Annotated in this window: 10 protein-coding genes and 1 pseudogene; 4 read left to right on the top strand and 7 right to left on the bottom strand. The window is 65.1% G+C overall.

Annotated elements, in window-relative coordinates; all coding sequences use genetic code 11:
• Nucleotides 1-27: 27 nt before the first annotated feature.
• Together hisF and OVA24_RS17245 are read left to right on the top strand one after the other, a co-directional pair.
• Nucleotides 28-795, top strand: coding sequence for an imidazole glycerol phosphate synthase subunit HisF (gene hisF / locus OVA24_RS17250; protein WP_267671358.1), 768 nt, complete (start codon nt 28-30; stop codon nt 793-795).
• A gap of 566 nt (nt 796-1,361) precedes the next feature.
• Entirely contained in the window at nt 1,362-1,826 is a 465-nt protein-coding gene (locus OVA24_RS17245) for a hypothetical protein (RefSeq protein WP_267671357.1), read from the top strand.
• Nucleotides 1,827-2,172: 346 nt separating this feature from the next.
• On the opposite strand, the gene OVA24_RS17240 is transcribed toward OVA24_RS17245, so the two are convergent.
• The 4 genes and pseudogenes from OVA24_RS17240 to OVA24_RS17225 form a co-directional block, all read right to left on the bottom strand.
• Nucleotides 2,173-3,312, bottom strand: a complete 1,140-nt coding sequence (locus tag OVA24_RS17240; protein ID WP_267675292.1) for a 3'-5' exonuclease — start codon at nt 3,310-3,312, stop codon at nt 2,173-2,175.
• A gap of 591 nt (nt 3,313-3,903) precedes the next feature.
• Nucleotides 3,904-5,190: pseudogene (locus OVA24_RS17235) on the bottom strand (UvrD-helicase domain-containing protein); the annotation flags it as partial.
• Between the two features lie 103 nt (nt 5,191-5,293).
• Nucleotides 5,294-6,640 (bottom strand): cytochrome-c peroxidase, encoded by a 1,347-nt coding sequence (locus OVA24_RS17230; RefSeq protein ID WP_267671356.1) that lies wholly within the window; start codon nt 6,638-6,640, stop codon nt 5,294-5,296.
• A gap of 335 nt (nt 6,641-6,975) precedes the next feature.
• On the bottom strand, nt 6,976-7,941 hold the full coding sequence (locus tag OVA24_RS17225; RefSeq protein WP_267671355.1) for a MerR family transcriptional regulator: 966 nt from the start codon (nt 7,939-7,941) through the stop codon (nt 6,976-6,978).
• 157 nt (nt 7,942-8,098) lie between these two features.
• Between OVA24_RS17225 and OVA24_RS17220 the strand changes: the two genes are divergently transcribed.
• The gene (locus OVA24_RS17220) at nt 8,099-8,575 is read left to right on the top strand and encodes a fasciclin domain-containing protein (RefSeq protein ID WP_267671354.1); all 477 of its coding nucleotides are present in this window, start codon (nt 8,099-8,101) and stop codon (nt 8,573-8,575) included.
• A 160-nt stretch (nt 8,576-8,735) separates the two neighbouring features.
• Here the strand turns inward: OVA24_RS17220 and OVA24_RS17215 are convergent, their stop codons facing one another.
• The 3 genes from OVA24_RS17215 to OVA24_RS17205 all read right to left on the bottom strand — a co-directional run bounded on the left by OVA24_RS17215 (nt 8,736) and on the right by OVA24_RS17205 (nt 11,267).
• Nucleotides 8,736-10,187, bottom strand: a complete 1,452-nt coding sequence (locus tag OVA24_RS17215; RefSeq protein WP_267671353.1) for a sensor histidine kinase — start codon at nt 10,185-10,187, stop codon at nt 8,736-8,738.
• Complete coding sequence (locus OVA24_RS17210) at nt 10,184-10,834, bottom strand: response regulator transcription factor (protein ID WP_267671352.1); 651 nt, start codon at nt 10,832-10,834, stop codon at nt 10,184-10,186. The genes OVA24_RS17215 and OVA24_RS17210 overlap by 4 nt, the downstream gene beginning before the upstream one ends.
• A 211-nt stretch (nt 10,835-11,045) precedes the next feature.
• Nucleotides 11,046-11,267, bottom strand: coding sequence for a hypothetical protein (locus tag OVA24_RS17205; RefSeq protein ID WP_267671351.1), 222 nt, complete (start codon nt 11,265-11,267; stop codon nt 11,046-11,048).
• Here OVA24_RS17205 and OVA24_RS17200 point away from each other — a divergent pair.
• Nucleotides 11,266-11,649, top strand: a complete 384-nt coding sequence (locus OVA24_RS17200; protein WP_267671350.1) for a hypothetical protein — start codon at nt 11,266-11,268, stop codon at nt 11,647-11,649. The genes OVA24_RS17205 and OVA24_RS17200 overlap by 2 nt on opposite strands.
• Nucleotides 11,650-11,827 lie beyond the last annotated feature (178 nt).

Raw genomic sequence — 11,827 nt, 5'->3', positions numbered from 1 at the left:
CGGCGTTTCCCGCGCTTTGTTCCTCCGGTGCTCGCGAAACGAATCATTCCCTGCCTCGATGTGACGGACGGCCGTGTGGTCAAAGGCGTCAACTTTGTCGATCTCATCGACGCCGGGGATCCGGTGGAGGCGGCCATCGCCTACAACGCGCAGCAGGCGGATGAGCTGGTGTTCCTGGACATCACCGCGTCATCGGACAACCGGAACACCATGGTGGACGTGGTGCGGCGCACGGCGGAGCAGTGTTTCATCCCGCTGACGGTGGGTGGCGGCATCCGCAGCGTGGAGAACATGCGGGAGATGCTGCTGGCCGGTGCGGACAAGGTGGGGGTGAACACCTCCGCCGTGACCAACCCCGGCCTGGTGGATGAGGGGGCGAAGATATTCGGCAGCCAGTGCATCGTCGTCGCCATCGACGCGAAGCGCGAGGGACCCGGAAAATGGGGCGTCTACACCCACGGCGGTCGCAAGCCGGTGGGGCTGGACGCCGTGGAGTGGGCGAAGGAAGTCTGGCGGCGCGGCGCGGGCGAGATCCTGCTCACCAGCATGGACTCCGACGGCACCCAGGCCGGCTATGACATCGAGCTGACGGCGGCGGTTTCCTCCGCGGTCGGCATCCCTGTCATCGCCAGCGGCGGCGCGGGGAACCTGGACCACATGGTGGACGTGCTGGAAGCGGGCAAGGCGGACGCCGTTCTGGCTGCGAGCATCTTCCACTTCGGCAAGCACACCGTCGCGGAAGCGAAGAAGCACTTCGCGGAGCGGGGTGTGCCGGTGCGGCCGTGGGTGGGGTGAGGGGAGCTGGGAGGGGCGCACGCCGATGCGCCCTCTTCATCGGCTGGGCGTCATCCGGCCTCACCACATGGGCGCAACGGCGTGCGCCCCTCCTGTCCGGACTGGGACCGCGGAATTCATTCCGCTTGGCTTCGCATGATGGCTGGATTCTCCGGGGCGGGATGAATCCCGCGGTCCCAGTAGGCCATCCATGCGTAGCGAACCTCGTGAGAGGTTCGGCGGGGTGGATGTCTGAAAAGGGAATGGCCCCGGCTTTTTTGGGGCTTCCCCCCAACCGAAGGTCTCACGACCTTCGCTACCCCTGCGGGTCGGCTTCACCGGCGTGGCGGATCTTTGGGGTAGCGAACCTCGTGAGAGGTTCGGCGGGGTGGACGTCTGCCAGGGAATGGCTCCGGCTTTTTTTGGGGGCTTCCCCCCAACCGAAGGTCTCACGACCTTCGCTACCCTTGTCAGCCACCACAGCCGGGATCATGGATCTGCTGAAATATCTGTTCGGAAGGAAGGGGTGATTGGAGACAGGCTTTCCGGCTGGACGGCCGGGTGGGGGATGACATGATCCACCTCCCATGAAATCCCTCCTGACCTTTTTCGTTGCCGTTGGTTTCTCCCTTCCGTTCGCCGCGGCCTATGAGGTCTCCGGCGCGAAGCCGATCGAGAAGCTGGATGAGGAAGTGGCGAAGGTGAAGGCGTCCAAAAAGCTGATCTGCATCGTCTATACAGGCAGCGACGAAAGCTGCCCGAACTGCGCGGAGGCTGCCGAAGCGGGTGTGAAGGCGGTGCGCGGCGTTGCGGAGTGCGTGGTGATCAAGGAGGTGCAGTTGAAGGATGCGGCCATCACCGGAAAGCTCACCCCGGCGGTGAACAAGGTGCTTTCCTCCCAGTCGCGGATGGCGTGGGTTTCGTTCTCCGTTTTCGATCCGGACATGAACACGCTGATCGCCACCATCGGCAGGATGGAACTCCAGAAGGACAAGAAGGCGGTCAAGGAGTTCACCGAAAAGATCAAGGCCGCGAAGGCCGAGCTGAAGTGATCCACGCGGTCCCAGTAGGCCTCCATGCGTAGCGAACCTCGTGAGAGGTTCGGCGGGGTGGATGTCTGTTAGAAAGAAGAGCTCCGGTTTTGATGGGGCTTCCCGTAAGCCTGCGCTCCTCCATTCGGACTGGGACCGCGGAATTCATTCCGCTTGGCTTCGCATGATGGCTGGATTCCCCGGGGCGGGATGAATCCCGCGGTCCCAGTGGGCCATCCATGCGTAGCGAACCTCGTGAGAGGTTCGGCGGGGTGGACGTCTGCCAGGGAAGAGGCTCCGGTTTTTTTGGAGAGCTTCCCCCCCAGCCGGAAGTCTCACGACTTCCGCTACCCTTGCGATGCGCCACCTACGCCGCGATGACCTCGCCCAGCGAAGCGGACACCAGCAGGCACTCCACGGTGGTGCCGGGGTAGGCATGTTCGATCATGAGGCGGTAGGTTTCCATCTGGCCGGCGTAGCGTTCACGCAGTTCATCCGCGCTGGTGACGGTGTCGGTCTTGAAGTCGATGACCTCGACCTTGACGGGCAGTCCGGCGGCGTCGGTGTGGACGTGCAGGCGGTCAACGGTGCCGCTGAGCCACTTTCCGTCGATGACGGCCTCGACGGGTTGCTCGCGGTAGAGGCGGATGTGGCGGCCGTCGCGGCGGAAGAGGTCGCGGAAGGCGGGGAGCTTCAGCAGGCTGGTGACACGCGCGGCGGCGTCGCTTTGCGGGGCGGGCGGGGCTTCCTCGTCGATCCAGCCGATGTGCTCGAAGGCGGCGTGGAAATCATTGCCGAAGCGCAGGGCACCGGCGGATGGCAGGGTGGTGGACGGCGGCTTGGTGCCGCTGGGGGTAGTGCGTTCGCGGCGCGGGACGGCGTCTCCCAGCGGCGGGCTGGCGGTGGCGGCGGCGCGTTCCCCCAGCAGGGGCACGGTCTCCACCCAGTCGGCGGTGCCCCAGTTGATCGTTTCTCCGATCTCCCCGCTGGCCCCGGCGGAGGTGGCCAGCCAGTTGGCGAGCGACGCCTTGTCCTCTGCGGCGTTTTTCGATGGCGGCTCCAGCAGGACGTAGAGGCCGCGCTTCGCCCGGGTGAGGGCGACGTAGAGCATGCACATGGCCTCGTAGCGTTGGTCGGCGGCCCAGCGTTCCTCCGCGGCGCGGATGGGCGGGAGCAGCTTGCGCGCCCATGAGGCGGGCGGTTGGCAGAGCCAGCCGGTGTCCTCCGCGATGCTGAAGTTCTGTGTCTTCGGCACGGGGTCTTTCGGGATGTCCGGCAGGATGACGACGTCGAAGCCGAGGCCCTTCGACTTGTGGATGGTCATGACCTGCACGGCGGCCACGCCCGGGCTCTGGGAAACCTTGAGCCGGTCGATCCAGTCCGCGGCATCCCGCGGGGTGGTGCCTCCGCCCGCGTCGAAGGCGGCCAGCGCGGCGATGACATCCCCGGCACGGCGGCGGCCGAAGGACGACCACGACTCCCAGCACGGCTCGATGATTTCCTCCATCATCGCGGCGAAGCCTTTCTTCGCGGCGAGAGCGAGCAGCCCTTCCCAGATGGCGTTCTCATGCTCGCGGAACCGCTCTTTCAGCACGGCGGCCAGCGGTGACATGACGATGATCTCCCACGAGAAAGGATCGGCCGGATTGGCCAGCCAGTTGAGCAGGGCGCCCATGGTCACGCCCACCGGGTTGTCCTTCGCGGGTTCGCGCTGGCCTTCCTCGATGACGTCGAAGCCGGCGGCGCGCAGTTCGTCGGCCACCTCGCGCACCTTCTCGTTGCTGCGGACCAGCACGCCGCAGGTCATGGCGCGGGTGCCCACGCCCAGCTCCTCCAGCAGCTCCGCGGTGCGGAGTTTCCGCGCGTCCCAGTCGCCAATCGTCTCGACACGGGACTCGCCGCGTTTCTCCGGGACGGCCAGGCGGGCGGCGGGGTAGTGGTCCTCCCACTGCCAGCGGGTGGCGGCTTCGCCGAAAAGCATCCGCATCGTGTCCGCGTCACCGCAGACCTGGTTCACCAGTGCCAGCACCTCCGGGCAGGAACGGTGGGACTCCGCCATGGTCTCGATGGTCAGGCCGTCACCGAAGCGGTCGATCACCTCGTCGAACAGGCCGACCTCACCGCCGCGCCAGCCGTAGATGGCCTGCTTCCGGTCACCGACGATGAAGAGGCTGTCCTGGTCGTCCGTGGCGGCCTCATCCACCAGCGGGAAAAGCCCGGCCCAGTCCGCGCCGCTGGTGTCCTGGAACTCATCCAGCAGCCAGTGTTCATAGCGGGCGTCCAGCCGGTAGTCCACGGCCTCCCGGCGCAGGCGGCCCTGCTCGCTGGAGGCCCACTGGCCCATGAGGATCTTCACGTCGTCGAAGTTGAGCAGCCCCCGGCGGCGCAGGCGTTCCTCGCACAGGCGGTCGAAGGCGGACACCACATCCCGGATGGCGCGGGTGCGGACCATGGCCGCCGCCATCTCGCACTGCGCGGCCAGCAGGATCATCTCCCGCAGGTCCTCCCCGGCGATGCCGCCGATGACGAACAGCTTGTTCGACTTCACCTCCAGCACGGAGGCCCCCTCCGCCATCGCCTCGCAGACGTTCTTGAAAAGGGTGTTCGCCTTGTTGAGCCCGCCGCCGGATATGGTGTGGCGCTCCAGGGAGTCGATCATGGCCTCCATGGCCTTCCGCTGGCTGCCGTGGGTGTAGTCGATGGAGTCCAGCCCGCGGCGGATCTTCGCGGCCAGGGTGGCCTTTTCCTTTTCCCATTGTTCATGGGAGGCGGCGGCGAGGATGGCGGGCGCCCACTCCCGGCGGGCGGCGGTGCGGTATTTCCCCTGCCACTCCTCCACCAGCTCCAGCAGGTTCCGCGCGACGCCGGCCTCCTCCCGGCCGATGGTGGCGCGGCGGAAAACATGGAGCAGCTCGTCCTTCGCGCCTTCCTCCAGCGGGCCGGCCAGGATCTCCTCCAGCATGCCGTCCCGCAGCGCCTCCGCGCGGGTGCCCTCCAGCAGCTCGAACTTGCCGCCCGTCAGGCCCAGCTCGTACTGGAACCCTCGTACTACTTTCGAGAAAAAGCTGTCCATGGTCCCCAGCGTGAACCGTGGCAGCGCGCGGACGGTCCGCCGCAGCGCGTCGCCGAAGTCGGCCGTGGGCAGGTCGATGTCATCGCGCAGGGCGTCCGCCACCGTTCCGTCGGAAGCGGCGGCGGCCAGCTTCATGAGGACGGAGTCCGCGAACTCCCCGGCGGCCTTCCGCGTGAAGGTGAGGGCGACGATCTTCTCCGGCTCATGCCCGCGTGCCACCAAACCGATGACGCGGTTCCCCAGTTGGTAGGTCTTTCCGGAACCGGCGGATGCCAGGATGAGCAGGTTTTTCTCGAGGATCTTCATCCGCCGCCACTGTGGGGGCTTGGCCCGCCGATGTCACGCTCCGGAGGGGCGGAGCGCTCTGTGGAGTGGGGGCCGTGGCGGCGGATGAATTTCTGCCATCCCCGACCGTTCAATCACCATAGTTGAACGGGTCGGAAAATCGGCTGTCGGTGGAAAGCGCGGTGTCGGTGAGGGTGTTGAGGAAGGCGACGAGCGCGGCCTTTTCCTGCGCGGTCAGATTCAGGCGGCGGGGCGGTCCGGCCGGCCCCCCGGCACGCAGCGGCGGGGAGAGGTTCGGGTGGGCGACGACGCCGGAATTGTAGAACTCCACCACCTCCTCCAGCGTGGCGAAGCGGCCGTCGTGCATGTAGGGCGCGGTGAGGGCGATGTTCCGCAGGGAGCCGACCTTGAAGAGCCCCTCGTCCTGCGGGCGGCCGGTGATGGCCCCCACGCCCTTGTCCGTGTAGGGATTCTCCAGGCCGTTGTTGTTGATGGCGGGGCCGGGCACGAAGTTGTCCGAGCCGTGGCAGGCGTTGCAGTTGCCCGCGCCGTTGAAGAGCTGGCGGCCCTGGTTTTCCTGGGCGGTGAAGTTGGTGAAGCCGTTCGCCGCGCCCGTGTCGAACTTCGTCCGGGTGGAGATGATGGAGCGGACGAACTGGGCGAGCGCGCGGGAGATCTTTCCGGAGGTGACCTCCGGGCTGCCGAAGGCGTCGTTGAACAGGGTGGCGTAGAACGGCTCCGCGGACAGGCGGGTGACCAGCGCGGGCAGGGTCATGCCCATTTCCACGGAGTTCTGGATGGGCTCCAGCACCTGGATCTCCAGCGTGGCGGAGCGTTCGTCCCAGAAAAACGCGCCGCGTTCATACCAGCGGGAGTTTGCCAGGCCCATGGAGTTGCGGTCGGTGTGGCCGCCGTTGAAGCCGGTGCTGAACCGCGCGGGGTCGGAGAAGCCGTGGGCCTGCTGGTGGCAGGAGGCGCAGGAGATCGTCTGGTTGAAGGAAAGCCGCTTGTCGTAGAACAGCACCCTGCCGAGCGTCGCGCCGGAGTCCGTCACGCCATTGTCCGCCGGGGTGTTGTCCTGGCCGACGATGGGCTGCACCAGGAACCGCGCGGGGAGCGTCTGGGCGGCATAGTTCCCGCGCGGGGTGGGGAGCAGCAGCGCGAGGGAGACGTCGTCCTTCGGTACCACGCGGGTGGGGTCATAGCTGGCGCGGTAGAACAGCGTGCCACCGGCCTGCAGCGGCAGGTTGCGGTTGAAGCTGCCGTTGTAGATCTTCCACGTGCCGACCTCGGACCATGTCTTCAGGTCCGGTGAACTCTGGATGAGGTAGGAGTGGTTCTCCGGATCGGAAAGCGCGAGCCGGACCGTGGATCCGGCATCGGGCCGGGTGAGGTGGAGGGATGCACCGGACGGCAGTTGTGCGGACGCCGCCGGGACCATGGCGGCCACGATGAGGAGGAGGCGGACGGGTTTCATCACCCCGCCAGAGTCCGACAGCGAACATTAAGGAAGTGTTAATGGGGGGAAAGATTTTGAGAACATCGAACATCGAACGTCCAACATCGAAGGATGAAAGGAAGAAGTGCAGGGAGAGGGTAAGGATGGATCACTGGGACCGCGGAATTCATTCCGCTTTGCTTCGCATGGCTGGATTCTCCGGGGCGGAATGAATTCCGCGGTCCCAGTCCGGAAAATTCGCTGCTCCACCGGCAGCGTCACCGCCAGCGACCCACCATGAGCATCGGTGATGGCCTGGCAGATGGCGGGACCGAGGCGGGCGCCGCCGGTTTTCCGGGATGCCGGGGCCACGGTCATTCTTCAAGATCGATGCCTTCGGATCTGATCAATGTCTCCAGGGCATCCTCGATCAGCCCGCGCGCCTGGCAGGAAACCCGGTGGAGATAAACGTGCATCTCCTTGTCATCCGGATTGCGGCTTTCACAGGACCGGCTGTATTCGGCGAATGCCTGGAGCGACGCCGCGAGTTCCGCCAGGTGCTTCGGGCATTCGCATTCGATCGAAGTCGAGAGCCGCGAGAATCGCGCCAGTTGTCGGGCGGTGAACCGGGGTTCCCTTATCCCGGGGTTTTCCTGACCGGCCTGGGGCGCGGCCGGGATGATCTCCCGGTTGGCCATGACCAATTTGTGGAAGTCAACCGGACCTTTGATCGGGATGATTCCGGAACCCGGGACCGAAACATTGGCGATGGTGCGCGATGCGGCGAAGCGATAGAACACCACGCATTTCGTTCCGGGGATGGGAGCCATGAGGGCCTTCAACCTTTCGATCGTATAGGGGAAGAGCGTCGGAAAGGAGAGGATCAGCAGATCGTAGTCCGGACCCGGTGGTTTGGCTTCCAGCTCTCCCAGGGATCCCCAGTGGAAATCCAGATCGTAGCCTTCGAGCTTCAGTTGTTGGCTTTGGCGCGCCAGGATCTCACCCACCTCAGCCCCCGCGACCGCTGTCCGGATCCGCTTCCTGCGGGAGGGGACCGGCTGGCCCCCGCTGGGGCGTCCATCGAGCAGTTCGATCCTCCGGACCAGTTCGTCCTCGCCCAGCGCTGCGATGACCGACAGGGCCTCCCCCGAATCCGCAAGCTTCTTGACCCTTTCGAGCCGCAGGAGATCCGAGGAGGAATAGAGCCGCCGGTTGCTTGATGCCCGGTGGGGCTTGACCAGACCGTAGCGGCGCTCCCACGCCCGGAGATTCGCGCTCGATACCCCGGTAAGCCGCGAAACGGCACGGATGTCAAACAGGTCTGTCTCGGTGGCGCTCATTTACTGTATGGTACATAAGTTGAACGAAAAGTGGTGTAAATTCTAAAGTTCGGCCCAAATTTCATTTTTTATCAAATTTCTTTGGACTTCCCGGGATTATGTTCAACTTGTGTTGTGAACATAAACTGTGTTCAAACAACCAAAACCGACAACTACCATGAAAACCATCACTCGCTCCGTTATCGCCCTTGCTTCCCTGACCTCCTTCGGCTTTGCCGCGGAAAAAACGGTCGTGGAAGTCGCTTCCTCCGATCCGCAGTTTTCAACGCTTGTGGCTGCCGTGAAGGCCGCAGGACTTGCCGAGACCCTCTCCGGCAAGGGACCGTTCACGGTCTTCGCCCCCACCAATGACGCATTCGCGAAGCTGCCCGCCGGGACCGTGGACAGCCTCCTGAAGCCTGAAAACAAGGAGAAGCTGACCGCCATCCTCACCTACCACGTCGTCCCCGGCAAAGTGATGGCGGCGGACGTCAAGGCCGGTGAGGTCAAGACCGTCAACGGCGATACCGCCACCATCTCCGCCTCAGGTGGCAAGGTCATGATCGACAAGGCAACGGTGACCAAGACGGACATCGCCGCCTCCAACGGCGTGATCCACGTCATCGACTCCGTGATCATGCCGGAAACCAAGTGAGCATCCACGCTGACCGCCCTTCCAAGTCCGGGCGGCGGACCCCTCGACGGGACGGCCCTTCTCCGGGCCGTCCCTTTTCTGCATCCCTCCGGGCGGTGCTGAGGTGCCGTCCGAGGCGGGCCCTGCCCGACACCAGGCTGTATCCATATCCCCGGCCTTGCTATTCCACCGGCAGCGTCACCGTGAACACCGTTCCCTCGCCGATGGTGCTGGCGACGGTGAGCGACCCGCCATGCGCATCCGTGATGGCCTTGCAGATGGCGAGACCGAGGCCGGTGCCGCCGGTTTTCCGGTTGCGGGATTCGTCGGCGCGGTAGAAGCGCTCGAAAAGATGGGGGAGATGCTTTTCCGGAATGCCGGGGCCGCGGTCGGTGACGGTGAGGATGGCGGCATCCGCGGTGGCGGCGGTGGCGACGGTGACAGGCGTGCCGCCGTGCTCGATGGCGTTGTTCAGCAGGTTGACGATGACGCGCAGCACGGCTTCGGAATCGGTCGGGCAGGGGGCGGGGGAAAGCTGGCGAATGAGGGTGACGCCGCGCTCCGCCGCATTTCCCGCGACGAGCGAGACGGCTTCCTCCGCCAGTTCCGCGAGATCGCACGGCGTGCGCGCGGTGGTGACGGCGCCGTTGTCCAGGCGGGCGAGTTCGAGCAGCGCCTGGGTGAGGGCCTGCATGCGTTTCGCGCCGCGGAGGCTGGCCTCGAACATCTCGCGGTACTCCGCCGGTTCGCGTTCGCCGCGCAGGGCCATCTGCGCCTGGGAGATGACCACGCTCAGCGGGGTGCGGAGTTCGTGCGCGGCGTCCGAGGTGAAGCGTGCCTGCCTGGCGAAGGAGGACTCCAGTTTTCCGAAAGTATCATCCAGCAGTGCGGCCAGCTCGCCCAGCTCGCTGCCGTCCTGCGGCAGGCCGATGCGCTGGTCCAGGCGGCCGGCGGAGATGTCCGTGGCGGTGGTGCGGATGGCGGCCAGCGGACGCAGCGCGCGGGAGGTCATCCACCAGCCCCCGGCCAGGCCGAGCAGGAGGATGCCGGACTCGATCCCCACGAGCATGAGGGCGTAGTGCCTGAGCGATGCCTGTTCCGCATCCAGCGGGCAGCCGACGAGCAGGCACTCGCCCTGCGGCATGAACATGAACCGCTCCCGGCGGTTGGCCACGGTGCGGGTGCCGGACGCCTCTGCGGTGGCGTCGCCACGGGAGGGAGGCTGGACGGTGGTGGGGGAGTTGTCGGAGCGGTCCAGCACGCGGCCTTCCGGATTGAAGGTGGTGAAGTAGTAGGCGTCCTTGAACAAGGCCCTGCCCGCATCGCTGAAGCGGAGTTCCGGCGGGCGGCCACCCCTGCGGTGGGGCGGAGGTCCGCGGCGGGGCGGGCGGTCCAGGTCACCGTCGCCGTCCACATCTCGCCGTGGTGGCGGACCACCGGGGCGGCCTCCCTCGCGGGGTGGCACGGAGTCGAACAGGACGGTCAGCCTGCGGCCTAGATCGCCGTCGATGCGCTGCATGCCCTTCTGCCGTTCGTAGTGCCACGCGGCGAAGCCCAGCCCGGCCAGCACCGCGGCGAGAAACGCGCCGTGCCAGAGCTGGATGCGCCACCGCAGTGAACGGGTGGGTTTCATTCGATGCAGTAGCCGTGGCCGCGGCGCGTGGTGATGAGTTCGTGGCCGAGTTTTTTCCGCAGGTTGGAAACGTGGACGTCGATGAGGTTGGAAAGCGTGTCGTCCGTCTCGTCGAAGACATGCTCGTAGAGTTCCGTGCGGGAGATGACGCGCCCGCGGTGCCTGCCCAGGAACTCCAGCACGGCATACTCCCGCGCCGTCAGGACGATCTCCGCGCCGCTCCGCGTGACCTTCCGCGCGACGGGGTCGATGCCGACCGCGCCGATGACGATGAATGGCGACGCGCGTCCGGCGGCGCGGCGGATGAGGGCGCGCAGGCGGGCAAGCAGTTCGTCCAGGTCGAAGGGCTTGCCGAGGTAGTCGTCCGCACCGCGGTCCAGCCCGGCGACGCGGTCCGGCGTCTCCGACCGCGCGGTGAGCATGAGCACCGGCGTTTCCTTTTTCTCCCGCAGGCGGCGCAGCACCTCCAGCCCGTCGATGAGAGGCAGCATGATGTCCAGGATGACGGCGTCGTAGTTCGTCTCCACCGCCTTGTAGAGCCCCTCCTCCCCGTCCTCCGCCAGATCGACGGAATAGCCTTCCTCCCGCAGCACCTTCGCAAGGCCGTGGAGGAGGTCGGGTTCGTCTTCGACGATCAGCACGCGCATGACGGTGGGAGCCTGCCGGGTTTCACATTAAGGGAAGATGAAGCAAGGAGGGAGTAAGGAGGGAGGACACTCCTGTCCTCCGGCGGCATTGGCGAAAAATAATGAGGTCACCGCCAAGACGCCAAGTTCGCCAAGGAAGAGAAGATAGTGGATATGGGGTTATTGGACATTGGGGGAAGGGAAGAAGAGTGTGCAATCGTTCATCAAAAATTCACCGCAAAGGCACAAAGGACGCAAGGTGAGGATATTGGATATGGCTCATAAGATGTTCGGAAAAGAAAGCGGGGCACAGATCCGCCGGCTTCCTGATGTCCCATTCACCGGGTCTCATTTTGTGAGGATCAAGAACGATGTTCCAGATATCAAAGCGCACGCCATTTTCCACGCGAAGATCCATTCTGCGGGTGATCGCATGGGTGGCGATTCTTTTCATGCTTGCCGCAGGATCGATCGTCCACACGCACCACTGGGCGAGGCTTAGTCTCTCGGATCCCGATGATCGTTATACCGCTGGAAAATCGATGGGCTTGGTGCCTGTATCCGGAGAGATCCATGCGGAGGGCGTCGGATTTGTTGACCAGACCCTGTTTTACAAGGCGGTGGTGACGCCCGATGAGGTTGCCTGGCTGGCGGAGGTGCCGGAAGTCGCTCCGTTTGATGCTCCCGGCCCTGCGCCTCGGTGGTGGAGCGTCTCACTGTGGTGGCATGGCTGGACCCCGGGCATGAAGTATTTCCGCACGAACGGGAAATGGCCGTGCCTGTTCGCCTACAGCAGGCGGAAGGGGGTGGTCTATGGTGTGGTTGAGATCGAGTGATGGTGTGTGAGGACGGAGGACATTGCGGCTGCGCCCCTATGTCCGCTGCGCTCCCATTCCTGTCCTCCGGCGGCATTGGCGAACGAAGGAGGAGAAGTTTTCAGTTTTTAGTTTTCAGGGAATAGAAGAAGACTGATGGCGAAGAATCTCGAAGAGCCCCATTCCTTTCTTCGCGAAC

Origin of the sequence: Luteolibacter sp. SL250 (genome assembly GCF_026625605.1) — a bacterium.
Lineage (GTDB): Bacteria > Verrucomicrobiota > Verrucomicrobiia > Verrucomicrobiales > Akkermansiaceae > Luteolibacter.
The sequence above is the reverse complement of the archived record's forward strand: the minus strand, read 5'-3'. Positions and strand labels throughout refer to the sequence as shown.

Bases quoted from the DNA above. Each gene is read 5' to 3' on its own strand.
- OVA24_RS17245 (WP_267671357.1), top strand. From the start codon at position 1,362: ATGAAATCCCTCCTGACCTTTTTCGTTGCCGTTGGTTTCTCCCTTCCG.
- OVA24_RS17240 (WP_267675292.1), bottom strand. From the start codon at position 3,312: ATGGAGGAAATCATCGAGCCGTGCTGGGAGTCGTGGTCGTCCTTCGGC.
- OVA24_RS17230 (WP_267671356.1), bottom strand. From the start codon at position 6,640: ATGAAACCCGTCCGCCTCCTCCTCATCGTGGCCGCCATGGTCCCGGCG.
- OVA24_RS17225 (WP_267671355.1), bottom strand. From the start codon at position 7,941: ATGAGCGCCACCGAGACAGACCTGTTTGACATCCGTGCCGTTTCGCGG.
- OVA24_RS17220 (WP_267671354.1), top strand. From the start codon at position 8,099: ATGAAAACCATCACTCGCTCCGTTATCGCCCTTGCTTCCCTGACCTCC.
- OVA24_RS17215 (WP_267671353.1), bottom strand. From the start codon at position 10,187: ATGAAACCCACCCGTTCACTGCGGTGGCGCATCCAGCTCTGGCACGGC.
- OVA24_RS17210 (WP_267671352.1), bottom strand. From the start codon at position 10,834: ATGCGCGTGCTGATCGTCGAAGACGAACCCGACCTCCTCCACGGCCTT.
- OVA24_RS17200 (WP_267671350.1), top strand. From the start codon at position 11,266: ATGCTTGCCGCAGGATCGATCGTCCACACGCACCACTGGGCGAGGCTT.
- OVA24_RS17205 (WP_267671351.1), bottom strand. From the start codon at position 11,267: ATGAAAAGAATCGCCACCCATGCGATCACCCGCAGAATGGATCTTCGC.